At 61.4% G+C, this 25049-nt stretch carries 18 protein-coding genes and 1 other RNA gene; 7 read left to right on the plus strand and 12 right to left on the minus strand.

The annotated features are described in order from the left end of the window. Positions 1-131 precede the first annotated feature (131 nt). Positions 132-1514, plus strand: a complete 1383-nt coding sequence (hemN, locus tag BLU24_RS19590; protein WP_093102986.1) for an oxygen-independent coproporphyrinogen III oxidase — start codon at positions 132-134, stop codon at positions 1512-1514. On the opposite strand, the gene BLU24_RS19595 is transcribed toward hemN, so the two are convergent. Further along, the gene (locus BLU24_RS19595) at positions 1511-1993 is read right to left on the minus strand and encodes a hypothetical protein (RefSeq protein ID WP_093102989.1); all 483 of its coding nucleotides are present in this window, start codon (positions 1991-1993) and stop codon (positions 1511-1513) included. The two genes, hemN and BLU24_RS19595, sit on opposite strands and share 4 nt — an antisense overlap. 154 nt (positions 1994-2147) lie before the next feature. On the opposite strand from BLU24_RS19595, the gene fnr reads away from it, so the two are divergent. After that, positions 2148-2882: a fumarate/nitrate reduction transcriptional regulator Fnr gene (fnr, locus tag BLU24_RS19600; protein ID WP_090282580.1), complete on the plus strand. Its 735-nt coding sequence runs from the start codon at positions 2148-2150 to the stop codon at positions 2880-2882. Between the two features lie 87 nt (positions 2883-2969). After that, a complete protein-coding gene (locus BLU24_RS19605) occupies positions 2970-3518 on the plus strand; it encodes an adenine phosphoribosyltransferase (protein WP_093102991.1) in 549 nt (182 codons plus the stop codon). 184 nt (positions 3519-3702) lie between these two features. Here the strand turns inward: BLU24_RS19605 and BLU24_RS19610 are convergent, their stop codons facing one another. The 5 genes from BLU24_RS19610 to dnaX all read right to left on the minus strand — a co-directional run bounded on the left by BLU24_RS19610 (position 3703) and on the right by dnaX (position 9533). Continuing rightward, positions 3703-4851: an acyl-CoA dehydrogenase family protein gene (locus BLU24_RS19610; RefSeq protein WP_093102994.1), complete on the minus strand. Its 1149-nt coding sequence runs from the start codon at positions 4849-4851 to the stop codon at positions 3703-3705. Between the two features lie 209 nt (positions 4852-5060). After that, positions 5061-5663, minus strand: a complete 603-nt coding sequence (gene recR, locus BLU24_RS19615) for a recombination mediator RecR (RefSeq protein WP_090282578.1) — start codon at positions 5661-5663, stop codon at positions 5061-5063. 65 nt (positions 5664-5728) lie between these two features. Further along, on the minus strand, positions 5729-6763 hold the full coding sequence (locus BLU24_RS19620; RefSeq protein WP_093102997.1) for an NADP-dependent oxidoreductase: 1035 nt from the start codon (positions 6761-6763) through the stop codon (positions 5729-5731). A 264-nt stretch (positions 6764-7027) separates the two neighbouring features. Continuing rightward, entirely contained in the window at positions 7028-7366 is a 339-nt protein-coding gene (locus tag BLU24_RS19625) for a YbaB/EbfC family nucleoid-associated protein (protein ID WP_093103000.1), read from the minus strand. A gap of 67 nt (positions 7367-7433) precedes the next feature. After that, complete coding sequence (dnaX, locus tag BLU24_RS19630) at positions 7434-9533, minus strand: DNA polymerase III subunit gamma/tau (RefSeq protein WP_093103003.1); 2100 nt, start codon at positions 9531-9533, stop codon at positions 7434-7436. Positions 9534-9678: 145 nt separating this feature from the next. On the opposite strand from dnaX, the gene BLU24_RS19635 reads away from it, so the two are divergent. After that, positions 9679-10428 (plus strand): substrate-binding periplasmic protein, encoded by a 750-nt coding sequence (locus tag BLU24_RS19635; RefSeq protein WP_093103006.1) that lies wholly within the window; start codon positions 9679-9681, stop codon positions 10426-10428. A gap of 195 nt (positions 10429-10623) precedes the next feature. Here the strand turns inward: BLU24_RS19635 and ffs are convergent. The 6 genes from ffs to BLU24_RS19670 form a co-directional block, all read right to left on the minus strand. Next, positions 10624-10720, minus strand: an RNA gene (gene ffs, locus BLU24_RS19640) — signal recognition particle sRNA small type. A 110-nt stretch (positions 10721-10830) separates the two neighbouring features. Beyond that, positions 10831-11997: a zinc-binding metallopeptidase family protein gene (locus tag BLU24_RS19645; RefSeq protein WP_093103009.1), complete on the minus strand. Its 1167-nt coding sequence runs from the start codon at positions 11995-11997 to the stop codon at positions 10831-10833. A gap of 206 nt (positions 11998-12203) precedes the next feature. Continuing rightward, positions 12204-14564: an NAD-dependent DNA ligase LigA gene (ligA, locus tag BLU24_RS19655; protein WP_093103012.1), complete on the minus strand. Its 2361-nt coding sequence runs from the start codon at positions 14562-14564 to the stop codon at positions 12204-12206. An 85-nt stretch (positions 14565-14649) separates the two neighbouring features. After that, on the minus strand, positions 14650-15513 hold the full coding sequence (gene zipA, locus BLU24_RS19660; protein ID WP_093103014.1) for a cell division protein ZipA: 864 nt from the start codon (positions 15511-15513) through the stop codon (positions 14650-14652). A 258-nt stretch (positions 15514-15771) separates the two neighbouring features. Continuing rightward, positions 15772-19260 (minus strand): chromosome segregation protein SMC, encoded by a 3489-nt coding sequence (gene smc, locus BLU24_RS19665; protein ID WP_093103016.1) that lies wholly within the window; start codon positions 19258-19260, stop codon positions 15772-15774. A gap of 2 nt (positions 19261-19262) precedes the next feature. Continuing rightward, the gene (locus BLU24_RS19670) at positions 19263-19922 is read right to left on the minus strand and encodes a GntR family transcriptional regulator (protein ID WP_093103020.1); all 660 of its coding nucleotides are present in this window, start codon (positions 19920-19922) and stop codon (positions 19263-19265) included. 268 nt (positions 19923-20190) lie between these two features. On the opposite strand from BLU24_RS19670, the gene xdhA reads away from it, so the two are divergent. The 3 genes from xdhA to xdhC all read left to right on the plus strand — a co-directional run bounded on the left by xdhA (position 20191) and on the right by xdhC (position 25038). Beyond that, a complete protein-coding gene (xdhA, locus tag BLU24_RS19675) occupies positions 20191-21645 on the plus strand; it encodes a xanthine dehydrogenase small subunit (RefSeq protein ID WP_093103024.1) in 1455 nt (484 codons plus the stop codon). Beyond that, positions 21638-24037 carry a xanthine dehydrogenase molybdopterin binding subunit gene (xdhB, locus tag BLU24_RS19680; RefSeq protein ID WP_093103027.1) on the plus strand — a complete coding sequence of 800 codons (2400 nt, stop codon included), beginning with the start codon at positions 21638-21640 and terminating at the stop codon, positions 24035-24037. The genes xdhA and xdhB overlap by 8 nt, the downstream gene beginning before the upstream one ends. A gap of 143 nt (positions 24038-24180) precedes the next feature. Beyond that, positions 24181-25038: a xanthine dehydrogenase accessory protein XdhC gene (gene xdhC, locus BLU24_RS19685; RefSeq protein WP_093103030.1), complete on the plus strand. Its 858-nt coding sequence runs from the start codon at positions 24181-24183 to the stop codon at positions 25036-25038. Positions 25039-25049: the final 11 nt, after the last annotated feature.

Here is a 25049-nt window from a genome sequence, read left to right on the forward strand (position 1 = left end):
GGGAGCGAGCTTGCTCGAGAAGAGGCCCGCACAAACATTACAAATCCCCCCTGTTGATGCAAATCAAGATGCCCCGCCGCCCCCTCCCCTAGACTCGCCCGCACTGCCAGCCTATCCGGGGGAATGCCCGCATGCTCGACGCCATTCGTTGGGACACCGATTTGATCCGCCGCTATGACCTGGCGGGGCCGCGCTACACCTCGTATCCGACTGCCGTGCAATTTCACGGACAGGTCGGCACCTTCGATCTGTTCCATGCCCTGCGCGACAGCCGCAAAGCCCTGCGCCCATTGTCGCTGTACGTGCACGTGCCGTTCTGCGCGAACATCTGCTACTACTGCGCGTGCAACAAGGTCATCACCAAGGACCGCGGACGCGCCGCGCCGTACCTGCAACGGCTGGAGCAGGAAATCCAGCTGATCGCCTGTCACCTTGACCCGGCCCAGAAAGTCGAGCAACTGCACTTTGGCGGTGGCACGCCGACCTTTCTCAGCCACGACGAACTGCGGCAGCTGATGGCGCACCTGCGCAAGCATTTCAATCTTCTGGATGATGACTCCGGCGATTACGGTATTGAAATCGACCCACGCGAGGCCGACTGGTCGACCATGGGCTTGTTGCGCGAATTGGGTTTCAACCGCGTCAGTATCGGCCTGCAAGATCTCGATCCGGCCGTGCAGCGCGCCGTCAATCGCCTGCAAAGTCTGGAGGAAACCCGCGCAGTGATCGATGCCGCGCGCACCCTGCAATTTCGCTCGATCAATATCGACTTGATCTACGGCCTGCCCAGACAGACCCCGGATAACTTCGCGCGTACCGTCGAGGAAGTGATCAGCCTGCAGCCGGATCGGCTCTCGGTGTTCAACTACGCGCACCTGCCGGAACGCTTCATGCCGCAGCGGCGGATCAATGGCCACGAACTGCCAGCGCCGGCGCAAAAGCTGGAAATGCTCGAACGCACCATTGCGCAGCTCACCGCTGCCGGCTACCGGTATATCGGCATGGACCACTTCGCCCTGCCCGATGATGAACTGGCGATTGCCCAGGAAGAACAGACCCTGCAACGCAACTTCCAGGGCTACACCACCCACGGTCATTGCGACCTGATTGGCCTGGGCGTTTCGGCGATCAGCCAGATCGGTGACCTGTACTGCCAGAACGCTAGCGATCTCAACCAATACCAAAACACCCTGGCGAGCGCACAACTGGCGACCAGCCGTGGCCTGGTGTGCAACGCCGACGATCGCTTGCGCCGCGACGTGATTCAGCAACTGATTTGCAACTTCAGCCTGGAATTCGCCGACATCGAGCAGCGTTTCAACATCGACTTTCAGGGCTATTTCGCTGAGCTGTGGCCACAACTACAGGGCATGGCCACTGATGGCCTGATTGAACTGGATCGCGAGCGGATCAACGTGCTGCCAGCCGGGCGCCTGCTGGTGCGCTCGGTGTGCATGGTGTTCGATGCGTACCTGCAACAGCAGAACCGCCAGCGCTTTTCGCGAGTGATCTAGTTTTTGGTGAGCAAGGCGCCGACCTTGAGGTTCTGGTCCGGGGTCATTGCCGACTGACCCATGACTTTGGACAGGGCCAGATTGGCGGTGACCACGCCGCTGTTCAGCGCAGCGATGGCCCCGCGCAGGGCGGCGAGCTTGTTGATCCGTTCTTCGTTGGACAGGGTCTTGTCGGCCATGACCTTGTTCATCTGCGCCTTTTTTTCGGCGATCTGTTTTTGCAACTTGCGGATCATTTTCAGCAACTGCTGGATGTTCTCCGGCAGGCCGCTGTTGTCGATATCGCTGTTTTCACCGCCGACGCTGGCGGCCTTGGCGATCGACGCACCGGACAGCGACACTTTGACGCCCTCGACCAAGGTCGGGGTTGCGGTGGTCAACGCGTCAGCGTCACGCTCGTTGGCGACGTCGTTGCCGGCAACCTCCGGCAATGCCGGAACACCGCTGTTACCGGGGCTTAGCGTGCCAATGGCAGTCATCGGATCCTTCCTTTCATGCGGTCTGATACGTGTTTATCGGCCGCTTTTGCGCTGGCTTTATGTCTGTGGGACAACGCCTTCATACGCTGGCCTGAAGGTCCCTCGGTGAGTTACCCTTACGTCTTATGTGTGTTTTCCCACAAGGATTGAAGAAATGTCCGAGCCAGTCAAACTGCGCGCTCACACCCAGGCCCATTGCAAGGATTGCAGCCTGGCCCCGCTGTGTCTGCCACTCTCGCTGAATCTGGAAGACATGGATGCGCTGGACGAAATCGTTAAACGCGGTCGCCCGTTGAAAAAGGGTGAATTCCTGTTCCGCCAGGGCGACACGTTCGATTCCGTTTATGCAGTACGCTCCGGCGCCCTCAAGACCTTCAGCCTCAGCGACAGCGGCGAAGAGCAATTGACCGGCTTCCACCTGCCGAGCGAACTGGTCGGCCTGTCCGGCATGGATACCGAGAAACATCCGGTATCGGCCCAGGCACTGGAAACCACCTCGGTCTGCGAAATCCCTTTCGAACGTCTCGACGAACTGGCCCTGCAACTGCCCCAGCTGCGCCGGCAGTTGATGCGCGTAATGAGCCGTGAGATCCGTGACGACCAGCAAATGATGTTGCTGCTGTCGAAGAAAACCGCCGACGAGCGCATCGCCACGTTTCTGGTCAACCTGTCCGCACGTTTCCGCGCCCGCGGCTTTTCGGCCAACCAGTTCCGCCTGAGCATGTCGCGCAATGAAATCGGCAACTATCTGGGCCTGGCGGTGGAAACCGTATCGCGGGTGTTCACGCGTTTCCAGCAGAACGAGCTGATCGCCGCCGAGGGCAAGGAAATTCACATCCTCGACCCGATCCAGCTGTGCGCGCTGGCCGGCGGTTCGATCGAAGGCTGAGTAGGCTGATCACGACCCGCGGTTGAGCGAATCGTTTCAGCCGCGGGTATACTGCGCCGTTTGCAGCCCTGCCAGGACACCTCGACGATGGTCTTCGACTCCTTCGACATCAAATCCCTTATCCGCCCTGTGATCGACTTCCCGAAGCCGGGCGTGATCTTTCGCGACATCACCCCGCTGTTCCAGTCGCCGACCGCGCTGCGCCTGGTGATGGACAGCTTCGCCCACCGCTATGTCGAAGCCGACTTCACCCATATCGGTGCGATGGATGCCCGTGGTTTCCTGATCGGCTCGGTATTGGCCTATCAACTGAACAAGCCGCTGGTGCTGTTCCGCAAGCAAGGCAAACTGCCGGCGGACGTGCTCGCCGAAGGCTACGCCACCGAATACGGCGAGGCGTTACTGGAAGTGCATGCCGACAGCCTGTGCGAAGGCGATTCGGTGGTGATGCTCGATGACCTGATCGCCACCGGCGGCACACTGATCGCGGCCGCCAACCTGATCCGCCGAATGGGCGCACGGGTGCATGAAGCCGCAGCGATCATCGACTTGCCGGAGCTGCAAGGCTCGCAGCGTCTGCAGGACATGGGCATTCCGACGTTCTGCCTGACGCAGTTTGCCTTGACCGATAAATAAGTAGCGCCTGTACTGACGCTATCGCTGGCAAGCCAGCTCCCACAGGGATTTCGGTCGTTCACAAATATTGTGTATGCCCCAAAACATGTGGGAGCTGGCTTGCCAGCGATGAGGCCAGCAGCTTGTGATAGGGACGCGGAGCGTCCCGGGCTGCATTCCCACGCAGAGCGTGGGAACGATCAACTCAAAGCCCCATCTGCTTGCTGATGATCTCGTTCATCACTTCCCGCGTCCCGCCGCCAATCGACAGTATGCGGTTATCCCGATACAGCCGCTCCACCAGACTTTCACGCATGTAACCGAGCCCGCCGAGAATCTGCACCGCTTCGGTGGTGATCCGGTCTGAGGTGTCCGTGGCAAAGTTCTTCGCCATGGAAATTTCCTTGATCACGCTCCGCCCCGCGGCCATCTTCGCCGCTTGCCGATAAGTGAATTCCCGCGATACTTCCAGCGCCGTGGCCATTTCGGCGAGGCGATGCTTGATCACTTGAAACTTGCCGATCGGTTTGCCGAAGGCCTCACGTTCATGCGCCCATTTCAGGCTCTGTTCCAGTGCAAGTTGCGAGGTCATGTTGGCCATCAGCGCCAGCGCCAGACGTTCGCTCTGGAAATTGCCCATGATGCAGGCGAAGCCCATGTTCTCGGCGCCGATCAGATTGTCCACTGGCACACGGCAATCGTCGAAGAACAACTCAGCGGTGTCCGACGCCCACCAGCCCATTTTCTTCAACGAGCGGCCGACGGTGAAGCCCGGTGTGCCCTTCTCGATCAGCAGCAGGCTGATGCCGCCGAAACCCGGCGCACCGGTGCGCACTGCGACGGTGTAGAAATCGGCGCGAACGCCACTGGTGATGAAGGTTTTGCTGCCGCTGACGCGATAGCAATCGCCGTCGCGCACGGCGCGGGTCTGCAGGTTGGCAACGTCGGAACCGCCGCCGGGTTCGGTCACCGCCAAGGCGCTGATCTTCTCGCCGCCAAGCACCTGCGGCACCACGCGATCACGCACTTCAGGCCGCGCCCATTTGACGATCGGCGGCAAGCCGATGTCCAGCGAACCCAGCCCCGCCACCACCCCGCCAGAGCCGCAGCGCATCAATTCCTCACTGGCGGCGACCTTGGCAAACAGATCGCCCGCATGGCTGCCACCGAGGGCTTCGGGATAACCGATGCCGAGGATGCCCGCCGCGCCGGCCTTCAGGTACAGCTCACGCGGGAAGCTTTCGGCTTCTTCCCACTGGTCAACCTCCGGCAGGATCTCGCGTTCGACGAAACGCCGGACGCTGTCGCGGACCAATTGATGGCTGGGGTCGAAGTATTCCTGGAAAGCAGGCATGGGCAAACTCCGCGAAGGGGTTCGCCGAACTTAACCGAGCGCTTGCTTGGTTTTCAACTCAATTGTGTGAATCTGACGGACCGAGGTGCGGCCATCGCTGGCAAGCCAGCTCCCACAGGGATCTCGGGCGTTCACAAATATTGTGTTCAACAAAGAAAACTGTGGGAGCTGGCTTGCCAGCGATGAGGCCAGAACAGACAGTAAAGAACTTACAGTGAGATGGGCTTACGCCCGGCAAACGAATGCGCCAGCGTGCCGCCATCGACCAGTTCCAGTTCACCACCCAACGGCACGCCGTGAGCGATGCGCGAGGCGATCAGGCCTTTGTGCTGCAACAGTTGCGCGATGTAATGCGCGGTCGCTTCACCTTCCACCGTCGGGTTGGTCGCAAGGATCACTTCGGTAAAGGTGCCCGCCTCTTCGATCCGCGCCATCAACTGCGGAATGCCGATGGCCTCAGGCCCGAGCCCGTCGAGCGGCGACAAATGCCCCTTGAGTACGAAATAACGCCCACGGAAACCGGTCTGCTCGACCGCGTAAACATCCATTGGCCCTTCCACCACGCACAACAGCGTGTCGTCGCGGCGGTTATCGGCGCATTGCGGGCACAGATCGTCTTCGGTCAGCGTGCGGCATTGCCGGCAGTGACCAACGCCTTCCATGGCCTGACTCAGCGCCTGGGCCAGACGCACGCCGCCGCTGCGATCGCGCTCGAGCATCTGCAACGCCATGCGCTGGGCGGTTTTCTGACCGACGCCTGGCAAGGTGCGCAGTGCGTCGATCAGTTGGCGAATCAAAGGGCTGAAGCTCATGGGGAAAAGTCCGACAAAACAACGAGCCGCGGTTTATACCCGCGCCTCCGGCCAGCGTCAAATGCTCAGTCCTCGGCGACCTTCACCACCAGTTTGCCGAAGTTGCGCCCTTCCAGCAGACCGATAAACGCCTCGGGCGCCTGCTCCAGACCTTCGACCACGTCCTCGCGGAATTTGACCTTGCCATCGCGCACCCATGGCACCATGTGGCTGATGAATTCCGGCTGGCGGTCACCGTAGTCGTCGAAGACGATAAAGCCCTGAATGCGCACGCGCTTGGTCAGCAACGTGCGTTGCAACATTGGCAGGCGATCCGGGCCTTTTGGTGCTTCCGAAGCGTTATATCCGGCAATCAGGCCGCACAACGGGATGCGCGCCTTGGGATTGAGCAATGGCATCACTGCATCGAAAACATGGCCGCCGACGTTCTCGAAATAAATATCGATGCCCTCGGGGCACGCCTTGGCCAATTGCTCGGCGAAATCGTCAGCCTTGTGGTCGATGCACGCGTCGAAACCGAGTTCATCGACCACGTATTGGCACTTTTCGGCACCGCCGGCCACACCGACCACGCGCAGGCCTTTGATCTTCGCCACCTGGCCGACCACCGAACCGACCGCACCGGAAGCAGCGGCGACCACCAGGGTCTCGCCTTCTCTCGGCTGGCCGATGTCCATCAGACCCATGTACGCAGTCATCCCCGGCATGCCGAGCACACCGAGGGCCATCGACGGACTCGGCAGGCCAGCGGGGATCGGGATGATGTTACGGCCGTCGCTGATGCTGTGGCTTTGCCAACCGGTCGCGCCGACCACCAGATCGCCCTTGTGAAATTTCGGATGACGCGAATCCTCGACCCGGCTGACCGCGCCGCCGGTCATCACTTCGCCAATCTGCACCGGCGCGGCGTAGGACGGAGCATCGCTCATGCGCCCGCGCATGTACGGATCGAGCGACAGGTACAGGGTTTTCAGCAGCACCTGACCGTCTTCGAGATCCGGCAACGCTTCGCGCTCCAGACGAAAGTTCTCCGGCGTCGGCGCACCGGTCGGCCGCGAGGCGAGGACGAAGCGTTGGTTGAGGGTGAGAGGGTCGGACATGTCAGCGTCTCCTGTGAATGGTGAATTCAGCGGGTATAGGGAGCAGACCGTTGTGCCATGAGGCCGTTCGATGTTTATTCAGCAAAGACCGTGGTGACTTCAATCGCTAGCAGGCTAGGTCCCACAGGGGTACGCATTTCAAATGTAGGAGTGAGCCTGCTCGCGATGGCGGTGCAACTGGCGCCCCACCTCCAAAGGCAGAAACAAAAATGCCAGGCGCAATGCCTGGCATTTTGTGTAGCTCATTTGCCGCCGGTTGGCGAATCAGAATGGCAGTTTCATACCCGCTGGCAGGTTCATGCCGGCGGTCATGCTGCCCATTTTTTCCTGGCTGTTGGCTTCGATCTTGCGCACCGCGTCGTTGACGGCGGAAGCGACCACGGCTTCTAGCATTTCCTTGTCGTCTTCGCTCATGCCTTCGACCAGGCTCGGGTCAATGGTCACGCTCTTGACGTCATGACGGCCGGTCATCACCACGGTGACCATATCGCCGCCGGCCTTGCCGATGACTTCGGCGTTGGCCAGTTCTTCCTGCATCTTGGCCATTTTTTCCTGCATCTGCTGCGCCTGCTTCATCAGGCCGGCCATGCCACCTTTCATCATGGTAATCACCTCGAATGTACTTGGATCAAAACAGCGCCCGGCGATGTTGGCCGGGCACCCTCAGTTATTAGCCTTGGGTGACCAAGGCGTCGACAGGTTCAATAGTATCGTGTCGCACCACCGCGCCGAACTGCTGAACCATCTGCTGGATGAACGGATCGCCGTGGATCGACTCCTCCGCCTCGCGCTGACGGTTGGCACGGCGCCGTGAGGCCGCCTGGGCCGGGGTTTCCTGCTCAGGCTTGATCAGCTCGATGGTCAGGCTCAGCGTGCGTCCGTGGAACTGGTTCAGCGCATCGTTGAGACGCCGTTGCTGAGTGGCGTTGAACAGCGCGCTGTGCGCCGGATCGAGGTGCATCAGCCAGTGGTCGCCGTCCACCGCGATCAGCGTGCAGTTGGCGGCGATGCTGCCGGTCATGCCGGAGATCGGCAGTTTAGGGAACAGCTCCAGCCATTGCGCAGCCAGACCCGTGGCCGGGGCCGCAGCCGGCTCAGGCTCGGGTTCCGGTTCGGGGTCGGCGGCGTGTTCGCTGGCCAGCTCGTCGAGGTAGCTGTAGGCCGAATCCATGTCCGGCTCGATGTAGTCCTCGTCCAGCGGCGGCTCGTCATCCAGATCAATGCCCGGCGTGGCGGCATCGACGTCAGCAACCGACGGCTCGGGAATCGGCGCAGCGGCCCACTCCGGCGCGTCCGGGACGACGCTGTCCGGGGTCGGCAGCGGCATCGGCGGCAACTCGGGTTGCTCGGCGGCGGTTTCCAGCACCGGCTCGACAGCCGGCTGCTGCACCGGCGCCGGTTCAGCCTCGGCTTCTACCGGGTCGTTCCACGGCAGATCAACCACTGCTTCGATGGCCAGGGGCTCAGGCTCTGCCACGGGGTCCGGTTCAGCCGCTGCAACCGGCGCGGGCGCGGCGGCCGGTGCCGGTGCAGCCACTGGCGTCTGCGCTGGCGTGGGCGCTGGTGCAACTGGCGCGGCGACCACCGGCGCAGGCTTGGGCGCGGCAGCCACGGCGTTTGCGGAATCAACTGTGGCCTGGCTGATCCCCACTGGCTTTAGCGGTTGCCTCGGGGCGTCCGCCGTGTCGGCCGGTCGGAACGCCAGCATCCTCAGCAAGACCATCTCGAAACCACCGCGCGGGTCCGGCGCCAGCGGCAAGTCGCGGCGACCGATCAGGCCCATCTGGTAGTAGAACTGCACGTCTTCGGCCGGCAAAGCCTGGGCCAGCGCCAATACGCGGTCACGGTCGCCATGGCCGTTGTCGACGCCTTCGGGCAACGCCTGGGCGATGGCGACACGGTGCAACACGTTGAGAATTTCCGAAAGCACACCGTTCCAGTCCGGGCCCTGCTCGGCCAGATGCCGCACGGCCTCAAGCAAGGCCTTGGCATCGCCTTCGATCAACGAATGCAGGACGTCAAAGACCTGGCCGTGATCCAGGGTGCCGAGCATCGCGCGCACGTCGGTGGCGAGGACCTTGCCCTCACCGAAAGCAATGGCCTGATCGGTCAGGCTCATGGCGTCACGCATCGAACCGTCAGCGGCGCGACCGAGCAGCCACAATGCATCGTCTTCGAACGGCACGTTCTCGGCGCTGAGGACGTGGGTCAAATGCTCGACCACGCGCTCGGGCGTCATGTTCTTCAGCGAGAACTGCAGGCAGCGCGAGAGAATCGTTGCCGGAAGTTTCTGCGGATCGGTGGTCGCCAGGATGAACTTGACGTACGGCGGCGGCTCTTCGAGGGTTTTCAACAGCGCATTGAAGGAATGGCTGGAGAGCATGTGCACTTCGTCGATCAGGTAGACCTTGAAGCGCCCACGGCTCGGCGCGTACTGCACGTTGTCGAGCAGTTCGCGAGTGTCTTCGACCTTGGTGCGGCTGGCGGCGTCGATCTCGATCAGGTCGACGAAACGGCCCTCATCGATTTCCCGGCATACCGAGCACTCGCCGCACGGGCTGGAGGTAATACCTGTTTCACAGTTCAGGCATTTGGCAATGATCCGCGCAATGGTGGTCTTGCCGACCCCGCGCGTCCCGGTAAACAGGTACGCATGGTGCAGCCGCTGGCTGTCCAAGGCATTGATCAGAGCCTTGAGCACATGGGTCTGGCCGACCATTTCGCGGAACGAGCGCGGACGCCATTTACGTGCAAGAACCTGATAACTCATCGAAAACCGTCGCAACGAAGGAAGCTGAAGCGGCTAATGCTAGCGGAGCAAGGGCAAAATTGCATCCGGTGTCCGCGCCTAAAATGGCTAAGCTCCATCAGCAGAGGCTTTTATCGGCTCGGGATGGGCAACGACCGGAGCATTTATGCGGTGGGCCATGGGGGCATTGCTGGGGATCAGCCTGAGTGCGACGGCAGCCGAACCGCCGCTGCGCTTTGCGGTGTCCGACAGCTGGGCGATGCCGATGGTGCAACTCGAACGCAACCGCCCGACCCAAGGCATCCTCTTCGACCTGATGCTCAGCCTGGCGACGCAGGTCGGCGCGCCGGCCGAATTCGTCGTGCTGCCGCGCGCGCGCGTGCAAAGCGCCATGGAAAATGGCGAGATCGATGTGCGCTGCTATGCCGCCCAGTCGTGGCTGCCGAATCAGTCCGGCGATTACCTGTGGAGCGTGCCGCTGCTGTTCCAGCGCGACCTGCTGATCAGCCGCAAGGACCAGGCTCTGGCCATCGATCCCGCGCGCCTGCCCCGCCAGACCATTGGCACGGTGCGCGGTTACACCTACCCGACCCTGCAATCACTGTTCGAGGCCGATCAACTGCAACGCGAGGACGCGCGCAATCAGGAACAAGTGCTGGAAAAACTGCTGGCCGGGCGTTATCGCTACGCCGTGAGCAACCAGTGGGCACTGGACTGGTTCAATCAACGCCTGTTGCCGGCGGAACAACTGCAAGCCGTAGCGGTGCTGCAGGAGCAGGAGGTGGGCTGTTACGTGAGGAACGATCCGAGCGTGCCGGTGCAACGGATATTACGCACGTTGCTGCGGATGAAGATATCGGGGGAGATTGAGGAGATTATCCGGCTGTATACCGGTCATCCCGAATCCACCCGATAACCCCTGTAGGAGTGAGCCTGCTCGCGATAGCAGTGTGTCAGACACATCTATGTCGACCGAGACACCGCTATCGCGAGCAGGCTCCCTCCTACAGGGATTTGTGTCGAACTGATAAATCACAGACACAAAAAAACCGCAGTGGGCGAAACCCATGCAGTTGCGGTTGAAGCGTTCGATTGTTCGTTAAGGTGGCAACCCCACCAGCCACACCCCGGCACACAATGTTCCCGCTGTGGCTGCTGCCTTCCGGCTCTGACCAGGTTCACGGGTAATCGTTGCGGGGGGACCGATGGGGTCACCATAACGACGCTTGCCTGTCGGCGAGCCGCGCCATTGTACCTGTCTGAGACGAAGTTACAACCCTGGTTGCAGATTAAAAATATCAAGGGGCTCAAGCACTTGCTATTGCGCCTGAAGCACCTCGTCGGCCCTGCCGCCGGCCTGCTGAATGACCAGATGAATAAAGTGCAGCTTGGCAATCGCCGGCGCCGGCAGGACGAACGGGTAAAAATCCGGCTGACCCATGCTGCGGGACAATTCGTTGAGCATGCCGGCCAGTTCGATCCACGCGTTGACGAATGACAGGAACGCCGCGCCTCCGGGATGCTCGGGATCGTAAAGCGTGCTGGGTGGAAACGGCTGGTAGTCGAAGTCCATTTCTCGCGCGCTCATGCCAAAGCCCAGCGCGGTGTCCACGGCGTCCATCATGTGCAGGTAATGCGCCCAGGTTTCCGCCCAGTCTTCCCACGGGTGCATGGTCGCGTAGGCGCTGACGTAATGCTGCGGCCAGTCCAGCGGGGCGCCCTGCTGGTAATGCCGGTCGAGCGCTTCGGCGTAACTGGCGCGTTCGTCGCCGAACAGGCTTCGGAACGCGTCGAGCCACGGGCCGTCGGCGATCAGGCGATCCCAGTAGTAGTGGCCGACTTCGTGGCGAAAATGCCCGAGCAGCGTGCGATAAGGTTCGTGCATCTGCGCCCTCACCTGCTCGCGGTGGGCGTCGTCGGCTTCCTTGATGTCGAGGGTGATCAGGCCGTTGGCGTGCCCGGTCATCGGCGCGTTGCCTTCAAGGTCAATACCGATGAAATCGAAGGCCAGCCCGGTTTCTTCATAGACACTTTTGGGGATAACCGGCAGGCCGAGGGTGATCAGCTGCGCGACGAGGCGGCGTTTGGCGATTTCGACTTTGCGCCAGCGCTCCGGGTTTTCCGGGACGGACAGGTCGGGAATGGTGCGATTGAGACTGCAGGCGATGCACAGGCTGTCGTGATCGTTGGCCCGCAGCAGCCAGTTGCATGCGGCGGCTGTATCAAGGTTGGCGCAGCGGCGAAACAGTCCGGCGTCGGGATCGGCGTCCAGCGTCCACGTGCCGGCCTGCGGCCCCGGTTGCAGCGAGGTCAGGCGGCTTTCTTCGGGTTGATAGCCAAGCAAGGCGTTGCAGGCCAGGCACTGACTGTTGCGAAAGAACAGCGACTGGCCGCAGCGGCACGGCCAGATTTTGCTGTTGCGTGAAGACCCGGCCATGAACGGCGCGATGATGCGGGAACTGAGCTGCTCGAAGAAGCGGTGCATGGCGATCTCTCCCTGGGACTGGCCAAGACTAGATCATCCTGAAGGCAACATCGTTCCCATTGCCACACTGCCTACAGCTGATCGTTCCCACGCTCCGCGTGGTAACGCATCCCGTGACGCTCTGCGTCACAGCGGACGCGGAGCGTCCGGGGCGGCATTCCCACGCGGAGCGTGGGAACGATCAGCTCACCAGTTTCATGCAGAGGTCAGGCTACAGCGACGCCATGGGTTTTGAGGAAAGCGACAAACGCCTCCTCATCCATGACCTTCACGCCCAGCTCATTGGCCTTGGTCAGTTTCGAGCCAGCACCAGGGCCGGCGACCACGCAATGGGTCTTGGCCGACACCGAGCCTGCGACTTTAGCGCCGAGGCTTTCCAGATGCTCCTTGGCGACATCGCGGCTCATCAATTCGACCTTGCCGGTCAGCACCCAGGTCTCCCCGGACAACGGCAAGCCTTCGACAACTTTCTTCTCGCTCTGCCAGTGCATGCCGAAATCACGCAGCTGTTTTTCCGACGCCTCGGCCAGTTGCCGATGCTCGGGCAAGGCAAAAAACTCGCGCACCGAATTCGCCTGCTTCTCCGGCAACGCCTGGCGCATGTCCAGCCAGTCGGCGGTCATCACGGCTTCCAGCGAACCGAACTTGTCGGCGAGTTTCTGCGCGCCACCCGGGCCCACCGAAGGAATATGCAGCTTATCGAGAAACCCACCCAGCGTCGTGCTCGCGGCGAACTCGGCGCCCAGTTCGCCCTGATCCTGAATCTGCAAACCGTGGCCAAGCAACTCGCTGATGACCTGCTGGTTATGCGCATCTTCAAAGAAGCTGTGGATCTCGTGCGCCACTTCCAGGCCGACGTCCGGCAGGTAGGTCAGCACTTGCGGCAAAGCCTGCTGCACCCGCTCCAACGACCCCAACGAGCGTGCCAGCACCTTCGCCGTCTCCTCGCCAACATCGGGGATGCCGAGTGCGTAGATAAAGCGCGCCAGGCCCGGCTGTTTGCTGTCCTCGATGGCCTTCAACAGTTTGTTGCTGGACACCTCGGCGAAGCCTTCCAGATCGACGATATCGTCGAACTTCAGCGCGTACAGATCGGCCGGGGAATTGACCAGACCCTCGTCGACCAATTGTTCGACGCTCTTGTCGCCCAGCCCTTCGATGTCCATCGCCCGGCGCGAGACGAAATGAATGATCGCCTGCTTGAGTTGCGCGCCACAGGCCAGGCGGCCGACGCAGCGATACACCGCGCCCTCGCTGACGGTTTCCTTGCCCTTGCTGCGCTTGATCAGTTGCGTGCGCTCGACATGGGAACCGCAGACCGGGCAGCTCTGCGGAATCTCCACTGCTCGTGCGTGCTCCGGGCGACGCTCGGTGACCACTTGCACCACCTGCGGAATCACATCACCGGCGCGGCGAATGATCACCGTGTCGCCGATCATCAGACCCAGCCGCGCGACTTCGTCCATGTTGTGCAGCGTGGCATTGGCGACGGTAACGCCGGCGACTTTCACCGGTTTCAAGCGCGCCACTGGCGTTACTGCGCCGGTGCGGCCGACCTGGAATTCCACGTCGAGCAGTTCGGTGAGTTCTTCCATGGCCGGGAATTTGTGCGCGATCGCCCAGCGCGGCTCGCGGGCGCGGAAGCCCAGTTCGCGCTGGTCGGCAATGCTGTTGACCTTGAACACCACACCATCGATTTCATAGGCCAGCGAGTCGCGGCGCGCGCCGATGTCGCGGTAGTAATCCAGGCATTCATCGATGCCCTTGGCCAGTTTCAGTTCGTGGCTGATCGGCATGCCCCACTTCTGCAACTGCTTGAGGTTGCCGATGTGAGTGTCGGAAATATCGTGCGAGACCTGGCCGATGCCGTAGCAGCAGAATTCCAGCGGCCGGTTGGCGGTGATCTTCGAATCGAGCTGGCGCAGGCTACCGGCCGCGGCGTTGCGCGGGTTGGCAAAGGTCTTGCCGCCGATTTCCAGTTGCGAGGCATTGAGCCGCTCGAAGCCAGCCTTGGACATGAACACTTCACCGCGCACTTCCAGCGTTGCCGGCCAGCCTTCGCCGTGCAGCTTGAGCGGGATGTTGCGCACGGTGCGCACGTTGACGCTGATGTCTTCACCGGTGGTGCCGTCGCCGCGCGTGGCGCCCCGCACCAGCACGCCGTCCTGATACAGCAGGCTGACCGCCAGGCCATCGAGTTTTGGCTCGCAGCTGTATTCCACGGCCGCCCCGCCGCCGAACAGATCGCCCACAGGCAAGTCCAGACCTTCGGTCACGCGGCGATCGAACTCGCGCATGTCGGTTTCTTCGAAGGCGTTGCCGAGGCTGAGCATCGGCACTTCATGCCGCACCTGAGTGAACGCGGTGAGCGCCACGCTGCCGACGCGCTGGGTCGGCGAGTCGCTGGTGATCAATTCCGGGTTGGCCGCTTCCAGCGCCTTGAGCTCGTGGAACAACCGGTCGTACTCGGCGTCCGGAATGCTCGGCTCGTCGAGAACGTGGTAGCGGTAGTTGTGCTGGTCGAGTTCAGCGCGCAGCTCGAGGATGCGGTTTTTCGCGGCGGTCATGGTGTTCTCTCATAAAGCAAAAGAGCAGCCGAGGCTGCTCAATCATTCTGCCGATCGTCCCGTTAAACAGGAACAACCTTTTGTATCAACGCTTCTGGGTCAGCGCGCGGCGCTCGAATTCGACGATGCGCTGGCGGTAATGCTCGATGGTCTGCGCGGTCAGCACGCTGCGCTGGTCATCTTTCAGCTCGCCATTGAGTTCCTGCGACAGCTTGCGGGCTGCGGCCACCATCACGTCGAAGGCCTGCTTGGGATGACGCGGGCCTGGCAGGCCGAGGAAGAAGCTCACCGCCGGGGTGCTGAAATGGTCGATGTCGTCCAGATCGAAAATGCCCGGCTTGACCGCGTTGGCCATGGAGAACAGCACTTCGCCGTTGCCGGCCATGCTTTCGTGACGATGGAAAATATCCATCTCGCCGAAACGCAGACCGCTTTCGAGGATGTTCTGCAACAGCGCCGGGCCTTTGAAGCCGGCCGGGTCGCGACAGATCACGCTGATTACCAGGACTTCTTCGGCTTGCGGCTGATCCTTGTCGGCCACCGTCGGCGAAGGCTTGCTGTCTTCAGCGAAATCGTCGTCACGACTGTTGAAGCTCGGGCCACCGTCCAGATCGAGATCAAGGTTCAGATCGCCCTGTGCCGGGCCGTTGCTGCCACGCTTGCCACGTTTCGAGCCGGATTCGCGCGGCTCGCGGGCCTCACGAGCGGGCATGCTCACCGACGGCAGATCGTGCTCGTCCAGTTGCGGTTCCTTGTGCGTGTCCAGTACGCGGGCCGGGCCCAGCAGCTCGGCGCTGCTGTCCTCGTCCGGCAGGTTGGACAGACTTCGGTCAAGACGGAATTTCAGTTTTCCCTTGCCGCCGCGCATACGGCGCCAGCCATCGAAAAGAATACCGGCTATCACAATGATGCCGATGACGATCAGCCACTCGCGCAGACCGATTTCCATGTAATCCCGTGCCTCTATAAAAAATGCTGAAAAATAAGGGGTTTACATTGTGCAAACCGCTTTAAAACGTGGCGCCAACTCTATGTTCTGACAGGCGTTTTGCCCACGTATACGAAAAATTGACATTAAACTAGCACGACCAAAGGCAACTTTACACCGTCTGTCTCATTGGCTTGCGCGAATATGTCGAATCGCCAGCTCATTCGCCTCGGTAAAAAAGTCCTACAACCCTCGTTTACCTTTCCGACGCACGCCCTATCAGGCGTCCACCATCGCCATCGCCTCCTCGACATCCACCGCCACCAGCCGCGAACAACCCGGCTCATGCATCGTCACGCCCATCAACTGTTCGGCCATTTCCATGGCGATCTTGTTGTGGGTGATATAGATGAACTGCACGGTCTGCGACATCTCTTTGACCAGGCGTGCGTAGCGTCCAACGTTAGCGTCATCCAGCGGTGCGTCGACCTCATCAAGCATGCAGAACGGCGCCGGATTCAACTTGAAGATGGCAAAAACCAGTGCCAGTGCCGTCAGGGCTTTTTCGCCACCGGAGAGCAAATGGATGGTGCTGTTCTTCTTTCCGGGCGGCTGCGCCATGATCGTCACCCCTGTATCGAGTAGATCTTCGCCCGTCAGTTCCAAATACGCGCGCCCGCCACCGAAAACTTTTGGGAAAAGCGCCTGTAAACCGCCATTGATCTGATCAAAGGTATCCTTGAAACGGTTGCGGGTTTCCTTGTCGATCTTGCGAATGACGTTTTCCAGAGTCTCCAGCGCTTCGACCAGATCGGCATCCTGCGCATCCAGATAACGTTTACGCTCCGATTGTTGCGTGTATTCGTCGATGGCCGCGAGGTTGATCGCACCCAGGCGCTGAATCCGCGCGTTGATGCGTTCGAGTTCTTCTTCGGCTTCGCGTTCACTGGCCTGTGCGGTCAATGTCGCGAGCACACCGTTGAGATCGTAGCCGTCTTCGAGCAACTGATCCTGCAAGGCCTTGCGGCGCACGGTCAGGGCTTGCCATTCCATGCGCTGCTGTTCGAGCTGGCCGCGAATCAGTTGGGATTGCTGTTCGGCCTGGGTACGGCGTTTTTCCGCGTCGCGCAGTTCGCGGTCGGCGTCTTCGAGGGCGATCTGTGCGGTCTTGAGTTCTTCGTCGACGGTCATGCGCTTGTCGAGCAGTTCTTCGAGTTTCAGGCGCAGCTCTTCCAGCGGCGCCTCGCCCTCCTCCAGATTCAGACTCAACTGTTCGCGCTTTTCGGTCAGGCGCTCGGCCTGCATTTCCAGACGCTCCAGCGCCTGGCGCGTGGAGTCGTGCTGCGCGCGCAACGAGCCGAGACGCACGGCCAATTGGTGCGCGTGATCCTTGTGCTGGCGGGCCTCCTGACGCACCCGGTCGAGGCGCTCGCGCAGGCTGTCGCGTTGCGCCAGCAGCAACTCGCGCTGCTCGGTATCGAGTGCCATGGCATCCAGCGCTTCCTGCAATTGCATGCGCGCTTCGCCGACCTGCTCGTGTTCAAGCTCGCGCTGCTCGGCGAGCTCGACCAGCTCTTCATCGAGGCGCGTGCGACGCAAGGTCAGTTGCTCGGCCTTGGCTTTGCCGGCGGACAACTGCGCTTTCAATTCACCTTGCTGACGGGCTTCGTCCTGCAGCAAACGGCGCAGATGCTCACGACCGTTTTCCTGTTGACGCTGTTGCGCACGCAGGGTTTGCAGGCGCGCTTCCATGGCCTCGACCGTGGCCTCTTTCTCTTCCCGTTCGAGGTGCAACGCTTCGATTTCCTGACCACGAGCGAGCATGCCGCTTTCCGCTTCGCTGGCCCGGCGCACGCGCAAAAAGTGCCGACCGACCCAATAGCCATCACGACTGATCAGGCTTTCGCCAGCGCCCAACTGCCCGCGCATGACCAAGGCTTGCTCAAGGCTGTCGACCGGTCTGACCTGACCGAGCCACGGCGACAGATCGATCTGCGCCTCGACTTTATCCAGCAGACTGCCAGCCACGCGCACGCCGTCGCTGGCCGGGCTGAGCAGGCGCAGATCGCCCTGGCTGAAACCGGACAGATCGAAGCCGCTGAAGTCGTCAACCAGCACCGCTTGCAGATCGGCACCGAGCACGGTTTCCACCGCCAGCTCCCAACCGGCCTCGACCTTGAGGCCTTCGGCCAGACGCGGGCGCTCGGTGAGGTTGTGTTCCTTCAACCATTCAGCGGTGCCGGTGCCCGGATCAAGCGCTGCCTGTTGCAAGGCTTCAAGGGATGCGAGGCGACCGTTGAGTCGCTGCAGATCGCCCTGTGCCTGTTGCTGGGCGGTCAGTGCTTGCTGCAATTCCTGGCGCAGCTGTTCGAGTTTTTCGACCTGCGCTTCTTCGCTGGTCTGCAAATCTTCGAGAGTCGCTTCGGACTCGGCGAGTTGCTCGTTGAGCGCCATGATCGCCGCGTCTTCCGGGTCGGCGGACAGCAGCGCACGTTCTTCGCCAAGGCGTTTCTGCCGATCGGCCAAGCGCTCCATGCTCGCTTCGAGTTGCTGAATGCGCGACTGCTGCACTTCGGCTTGACGCCGCGGTTCGGCGGAGGTCAGGTTGAACGCGTCCCACTGCTCCTGCCAGCCGTGCATCACGCTTTCGGAATCTTCCAGTGCGGCGGCGGCTTCTTCGGCGGCAGCGCTGGTGACTTCCTGCTCAGGGGTGAGCATGTCGAGCTCTTCGCCGAGGGTCAGCAGCAGCGTGCGGTCGTGGCCCAGGTGCGATTCGGTTTCCAGGCGCGCGCGTTCGGCTTCTTTCAGGTCGTCTTGCAACTGGCGCAGGCGTTGCTGGCCGTGCTGGATGCTCTGCTCGACCCGGGCGATGTCGCCGCCGACCGAATAGAACCGCCCCTGCACCAGATTGAAGCGCTCGGACAGATCGTGGTGGCCGTCGCGCAGGCGCTCGATGGCGGCGTCAGCATTACGCTGCTCGGCAACCAGCGCCTCGAAACTGATTTCCTGGGTGCCGATGATCGACTCGCGCTGGCCGACCTGCTCGTTGAGATCCTGCCAGCGCAGCGCCGACAGTTGTGCCTTGAGCTGACGCTCCTCGGCCTTGAATTCCTGATACTTCTTCGCCGCTTCGGCCTGCCGGTGCAGGCGTTCGAGCTGGCGCTCCAGTTCTTCGCGCAGGTCGGTCAGGCGCGCGAGGTTTTCGTGGGTGCGACGAATGCGGTTTTCAGTCTCGCGCCGACGCTCCTTGTACTTGGAAATACCGGCGGCCTCTTCGATGAAGTTGCGCAGGTCTTCGGGCTTGGACTCGATCAGCTTGGAGATCATCCCCTGCTCGATGATCGAGTAGCTGCGCGGGCCGAGGCCGGTGCCGAGGAAGATATCGGTGATGTCGCGACGCCGGCATTTAGTGCCGTTCAGGTAATAAGTGGTCTGGCTGTCGCGGGTGACTTTGCGGCGAATGGAGATTTCCGCGTACGCCGCGTATTCACCCAGCAGCGTGCCATCGGAGTTGTCGAACACCAGTTCGATGCTCGCCTGGCTCACCGGCTTGCGGCTGGTCGAGCCGTTGAAGATGACGTCGGTCATCGACTCGCCGCGAAGGTTTTTCGCCGAACTTTCGCCCATCACCCAGCGTACGGCGTCGATGATGTTCGACTTGCCGCAACCGTTCGGCCCGACCACTGCCGCCATGTTGCTGGGGAAGTTCACCGTGGTCGGATCGACGAAGGATTTGAATCCCGCCAGTTTGATGCACTTGAGCCGCACGCTTAAGCAACCGTCAGCGCAGACACCACCAGATCGCAGCTGCGCTGGGCGTACGCCGTCAGCACGATGCGGATCTGCGGCAAATCACGGGCGAGCACGGCGGCGAGCAGGCGTTCGAACAGTTCGAGGAACTCGCTCATTTCCGCCTTGCGCTGTTCGAGGGCGAGAAAGTACGCGCGGCTCATCGCCGGCTGCAGGTTCTCGACGGTTTCCTGCAGATACGGGTTGTTGGCGAACGGATAGGCGGCGCGCATCACCGCGAAGCTGTCATCGACAAAGCTGCGGATATCGCCGCGTTCGTAATGCCCGGTCAGGCGCTGCTGGATCTGCACGAACGGCGCCATGTCCGACTGCACTTGCCAGCCGTTGGCTACGGAATTGCCGAGCAGGATGTACAGCTCGCTCATCAGCGTGCACAGGCTCTGCACCTTGTGCGCAGTGAGTTCAGTGACGTGGGCGCCACGCCGCGGCAGGATCGCGATCAGGTGGCGGCGTTCGAGGATCAGCAAGGCTTCGCGGACCGAACCGCGACTGACGTTGAGCGCCAGCGTGACCTTCTGTTCCTGGATGCGCTCTCCCGGTTTCATTTCGCCACGAATGATGCGCTCGGCGAGGTGGTGAGCGATTTGCTCGGCGAGGCTGTCCGGCGCCTTGAACGTCATGGTTGTCCTTCAAACTCTATCGATCTGCACAAGCGGCGCAGTGTAGCGCAAATGGAGGGTCATGGCGGAGTGCCCACTAGGCGGTTTTTGGCACGATTCCCGCAAAAAAGCGCAGTGACCGATGAGGGTCAATACTGAATAGACACGTTGTTGATCGGCGAAACCGATTTTCCTGACCTTTAAGTCAGAAAACCATTGACCGAAAAGTCAGACCTGCTAAATTCGGTTCACGTCGGTTAACAACAATAATGAGTCTGCGAGGCCTTCCGTGATCCAGTTTTTACTTAACCAGGAACTCCGTAGCGAGCACGCCCTGGACCCGAATCTGACTGTGCTCAATTACCTGCGCGAACATGTCGGCAAGCCTGGCACCAAAGAAGGTTGCGCCAGCGGTGACTGCGGCGCGTGCACCGTGGTGGTCGGCGAGTTGCAGACGGATGACGCCGGGCGTGAGCACATTCGCTATCGCAGCCTCAATTCCTGCCTGACCTTCGTCTCGTCGCTGCATGGCAAACAACTGATCAGCGTTGAAGACCTCAAACACAAGGGCGAGCTGCACAGCGTCCAGCAAGCGATGGTCGAGTGCCACGGCTCGCAGTGCGGCTTCTGCACCCCCGGTTTCGTCATGTCGCTGTTCGCCCTGCAAAAGAACAGCGACGCCCCGGATCACGCCAAGGCCCACGAAGCGCTGGCCGGCAACCTCTGCCGCTGCACCGGCTACCGGCCAATTCTGGCGGCGGCAGAGCAATCGTGCTGCGGCAAACAGCCCGACCAGTTCGACGCCCGCGAAGCCGAAACCATTGCCCGCCTCAAAGCCATCGCCCCGACCGATATCGGCGAACTCAACAGCGGCGACAAGCGCTGCCTGGTGCCGCTGACCGTGGCCGATCTGGCCGACCTCTACGACGCTTATCCACAAGCGCGCCTGCTCGCCGGCGGGACCGACCTGGCCTTGGAAGTGACGCAATTTCACCGCACCTTGCCGGTGATGATCTACGTCGGCAACGTCGCGGAAATGAAGCGCATCGAAACCTTCGAAGACCGCATTGAAATCGGCGCCGCCACCGCCCTCTCCGACTGCTACGAAGCGCTGAAGGCCCAATACCCGGACTTCGGCGAACTGCTGCAGCGCTTCGCTTCCCTGCAGATCCGCAATCAGGGCACGCTCGGCGGCAACATCGGCAACGCCTCGCCGATCGGTGATTCGCCACCGCTGCTGATCGCCCTCGGCGCGCAGATCGTGCTGTGCAAAGGCGAAACCCGCCGCACGCTGAACCTGGAAGATTACTTCATCGATTACCGCGTCACGGCCCGTCAGGAAAGTGAGTTCATCGAGAAAATCATCGTCCCGCGCGCCAGCGCCGAGCAGTTGTTCCGTGCCTATAAAGTGTCGAAGCGTCTGGACGACGACATTTCCGCGGTCTGCGCCGCGTTCAATCTGCGCGTGGAAAACGGCGTGATCGCCGACGCCCGCGTAGCCTTCGGCGGCATGGCGGCGATCCCGAAACGCGCCGCGCATTGCGAGGCCGTGCTGCTCGGTCAGCCGTTCAATAACGCCGTAATCGAACGCGCCTGCGCTGCACTGGCCGAGGACTTCACGCCGCTGAGCGATTTCCGCGCCAGCAAGGAATATCGCCTGCTCAGCGCGCAGAACCTGTTGCGCAAATACTTCATCGAACTGCAAACACCGCACATCGAGACTCGGGTGACCGCTTATGTCTAACCATCACGGCGTAGAGAAAACTCAAGCTGAACTGGCTGAACTGTTCGCCAGGGACCTGACCACCGGCGTCGGCCGCAGCGTCAAGCACGACAGCGCCGCCAAGCATGTGTCCGGTGAAGCGCAGTACATCGATGATCGTCTGGAATTTCCGAACCAGTTGCACCTGTACGCCCGTCTGTCGGACCGCGCCCACGCGAAAATCCTCAGCATCGACACCCAGCCGTGCTACGCCTTCGACGGCGTGCGCATCGTCATCACCCACGAAGACGTGCCGGGCCTGAAAGACATCGGCCCGTTGCTGCCGGGCGATCCGTTGCTGGCGATCGACGATGTGCAGTTCGTCGGACAACCGGTGCTCGCCGTCGCGGCGAAAGACCTGGAAACCGCACGTAAAGCGGCGATGGCCGCGATCATCGAATACGAAGACCTGGAGCCAGTGCTCGACGTGGTCGACGCCTTGCGCAAACGCCACTTCGTGCTCGACAGCCACACCCACCAGCGTGGCGATTCAGCGTCCGCTCTGGCCAGCGCCGAACATCGCATCCAAGGCACGCTGCACATCGGCGGACAGGAACACTTTTATCTGGAGACGCAGATCTCCTCGGTGATGCCCACCGAAGACGGCGGCATGATCGTCTACTGCTCGACACAGAACCCCACCGAAGTGCAGAAACTGGTCGCCGAAGTGCTCGATGTGTCGATGAACAAAATCGTCGTCGACATGCGCCGCATGGGCGGTGGTTTCGGCGGCAAGGAAACCCAGGCCGCGAGCCCCGCGTGCCTGTGCGCCGTGGTCGCGCACCTCACCGGCCAGCCGACCAAGATGCGCCTGCCGCGTGTCGAAGACATGCTGATGACTGGCAAGCGCCACCCGTTCTACGTCGAGTATGACGTCGGCTTCGACAGCAGCGGCCGCCTGCACGGGATCAACATGGACCTGGCCGGCAACTGTGGCTGCTCGCCGGATCTGTCGGCGTCCATCGTTGACCGCGCGATGTTCCACTCGGACAACTCCTATTACCTCGGCGATGCGACCATCAACGGTCATCGCTGCAAGACCAACACCGCGTCGAACACCGCTTATCGCGGTTTCGGTGGCCCGCAAGGCATGGTCGCCATCGAAGAAGTGATGGACGCGATTGCCCGCCATCTCAACCTCGACCCGCTGGCGGTGCGCAAGGCCAACTATTACGGCAAGACCGAACGCAACGTCACCCACTACTACCAGACCGTCGAGCACAACATGCTCGAGGAAATGACCGCCGAACTGGAAGCAAGCAGCCAGTACGCCGAGCGCCGCGAAGCGATCCGTCGCTACAACGCCAACAGCCCGATCCTGAAAAAGGGTCTGGCGCTGACCCCGGTGAAATTCGGTATTTCTTTTACCGCGAGTTTCTTGAACCAGGCCGGTGCGCTGATCCACATCTACACCGACGGCAGCATCCACCTGAACCACGGTGGCACGGAAATGGGCCAGGGCCTGAACACCAAAGTCGCCCAGGTTGTGGCTGAAGTGTTCCAGGTCGAAATCGACCGCGTGCAAATCACCGCGACCAACACCGACAAGGTGCCGAACACCTCGCCGACCGCTGCCTCCAGCGGTGCCGACCTCAACGGTAAAGCGGCGCAGAACGCGGCAGAAACCATCAAGCAACGTCTGGTCGAATTCGCTGCGCGGCACTTCAAGGTCAGCGAAGAAGACGTCGAGTTCCGCAACGGCCATGTGCGCGTGCGCGAGCACATTCTGACCTTCGAAGCGCTGATCCAGCAGGCGTATTTCAATCAGGTGTCGCTGTCGAGCACCGGCTTCTACAAGACCCCGAAAATCTACTACGACCGCAGTCAGGCCCGTGGTCGTCCGTTCTACTACTTCGCCTTCGGCGCGGCGTGCTGCGAAGTGATCGTCGACACCCTGACCGGCGAGTACAAGATGCTGCGCACCGACATTCTTCACGACGTCGGCGCCTCGCTGAACCCGTCGATCGACATCGGTCAGGTCGAGGGCGGTTTCGTCCAGGGCATGGGCTGGCTGACCATGGAAGAGCTGGTCTGGAACAACAAGGGCAAGCTGATGACCAACGGCCCGGCCAGTTACAAGATCCCCGCAGTGGCGGATATGCCGCTGGACCTGCGGGTGAAGCTGGTGGAAAACCGCAAGAACCCGGAAGACACGGTGTTCCATTCCAAGGCTGTCGGTGAACCGCCGTTCATGCTCGGGATTGCCGCCTGGTGCGCGATCAAGGATGCGGTGGCGAGCCTGGGTGACTACAAGCATCAGCCAAAGATCGACGCACCGGCGACCCCGGAGCGGGTGTTGTGGGGGTGTGAGCAGATGCGCCAGCTCAAAGCGGTGAAAGCCGTTGCGGCTGAAACCGAGCTGGCTCCGCTCTAGGACCGAGGCGCGGCCAATCGCTGGCAAGCCAGCTCCCACAGGATTTGAGCTGAGTCCAGATTTTGTGGTCACCACAAATCACTGTGGGAGCTGGCTTGCCAGCGATGAGGCCCGAACAGACAACGATGTTGTAGGGGTGAACAATGTACAACTGGATCGACGCCCTCGCCGACCTGCAGAACCAGGGCGAACCCTGTGTGCTGGTGACGATCATCGAAGAGCTCGGCTCGACGCCACGCAATGCCGGCTCAAAAATGGTCGTCAGCGCCCACCGGATGTTCGACACCATCGGTGGCGGGCACCTGGAATACAAGGCCATGCAGATCGCCCGCGACATGCTCGCCAGCGGCAAGCAGGACACCCATCTGGAGCGTTTCAGCCTCGGCGCCAGCCTCGGCCAGTGCTGCGGCGGCGCGACGGTGTTGCTGTTCGAACCGATGGGCCAGGTGCAGGCGCAAATCGCTGTATTCGGCGCCGGCCACGTCGGTCGCGCCTTGGTGCCGCTGCTCGCCAGCCTGCCCTGCCGGGTGCGCTGGATCGATTCGCGCGAAGCAGAATTCCCTGAGCACATCCCCCACGGCGTGCGTAAAATCGTCAGCGAAGAGCCTGTGGATGAAATCGATGATCTGCCCGCCGGCAGCTATTGCATCGTCATGACTCACAACCATCAGCTTGATCTGGAACTCACCGCCGCCATTCTCAAACGCAACGACTTCGCCTGGTTCGGCCTGATCGGCTCGAAGACCAAACGCGTCAAGTTCGAACATCGCCTGCGTGATCGCGGTTTCGACCCCAGCGTGGTGCAACGCATGCGCTGCCCGATGGGCATCAGCGAAGTCAAAGGCAAACTGCCAGTGGAAATTGCCATCTCCATCGCCGGCGAAATCATCGCCACCTACAACGCCAACTTCGGCCAGCACAGCGCCAGCGCCGAACCGATTGCCCGATTGCTGCCCGCCTCGCGCCGCAGCCAGTCCGCCAAACTCAAAGCCTCAAACTGATTAGAGAACCC

Origin of the sequence: Pseudomonas sp. Z003-0.4C(8344-21) (assembly GCF_900104975.1) — a bacterium.
Lineage (GTDB): Bacteria > Pseudomonadota > Gammaproteobacteria > Pseudomonadales > Pseudomonadaceae > Aquipseudomonas > Aquipseudomonas granadensis.

What these genes read in the sequence shown, in the direction of transcription:
- hemN (WP_093102986.1), top strand. Translation starts at nt 132, where the DNA reads ATGCTCGACGCCATTCGTTGGGACACCGATTTGATCCGCCGCTATGAC.
- BLU24_RS19595 (WP_093102989.1), bottom strand. Translation starts at nt 1,993, where the DNA reads ATGACTGCCATTGGCACGCTAAGCCCCGGTAACAGCGGTGTTCCGGCA.
- fnr (WP_090282580.1), top strand. Translation starts at nt 2,148, where the DNA reads ATGTCCGAGCCAGTCAAACTGCGCGCTCACACCCAGGCCCATTGCAAG.
- BLU24_RS19605 (WP_093102991.1), top strand. Translation starts at nt 2,970, where the DNA reads ATGGTCTTCGACTCCTTCGACATCAAATCCCTTATCCGCCCTGTGATC.
- BLU24_RS19610 (WP_093102994.1), bottom strand. Translation starts at nt 4,851, where the DNA reads ATGCCTGCTTTCCAGGAATACTTCGACCCCAGCCATCAATTGGTCCGC.
- recR (WP_090282578.1), bottom strand. Translation starts at nt 5,663, where the DNA reads ATGAGCTTCAGCCCTTTGATTCGCCAACTGATCGACGCACTGCGCACC.
- BLU24_RS19620 (WP_093102997.1), bottom strand. Translation starts at nt 6,763, where the DNA reads ATGTCCGACCCTCTCACCCTCAACCAACGCTTCGTCCTCGCCTCGCGG.
- BLU24_RS19625 (WP_093103000.1), bottom strand. Translation starts at nt 7,366, where the DNA reads ATGATGAAAGGTGGCATGGCCGGCCTGATGAAGCAGGCGCAGCAGATG.
- dnaX (WP_093103003.1), bottom strand. Translation starts at nt 9,533, where the DNA reads ATGAGTTATCAGGTTCTTGCACGTAAATGGCGTCCGCGCTCGTTCCGC.
- BLU24_RS19635 (WP_093103006.1), top strand. Translation starts at nt 9,679, where the DNA reads ATGCGGTGGGCCATGGGGGCATTGCTGGGGATCAGCCTGAGTGCGACG.
- BLU24_RS19645 (WP_093103009.1), bottom strand. Translation starts at nt 11,997, where the DNA reads ATGCACCGCTTCTTCGAGCAGCTCAGTTCCCGCATCATCGCGCCGTTC.
- ligA (WP_093103012.1), bottom strand. Translation starts at nt 14,564, where the DNA reads ATGACCGCCGCGAAAAACCGCATCCTCGAGCTGCGCGCTGAACTCGAC.
- zipA (WP_093103014.1), bottom strand. Translation starts at nt 15,513, where the DNA reads ATGGAAATCGGTCTGCGCGAGTGGCTGATCGTCATCGGCATCATTGTG.
- BLU24_RS19670 (WP_093103020.1), bottom strand. Translation starts at nt 19,922, where the DNA reads ATGACGTTCAAGGCGCCGGACAGCCTCGCCGAGCAAATCGCTCACCAC.
- xdhB (WP_093103027.1), top strand. Translation starts at nt 21,638, where the DNA reads ATGTCTAACCATCACGGCGTAGAGAAAACTCAAGCTGAACTGGCTGAA.
- xdhC (WP_093103030.1), top strand. Translation starts at nt 24,181, where the DNA reads ATGTACAACTGGATCGACGCCCTCGCCGACCTGCAGAACCAGGGCGAA.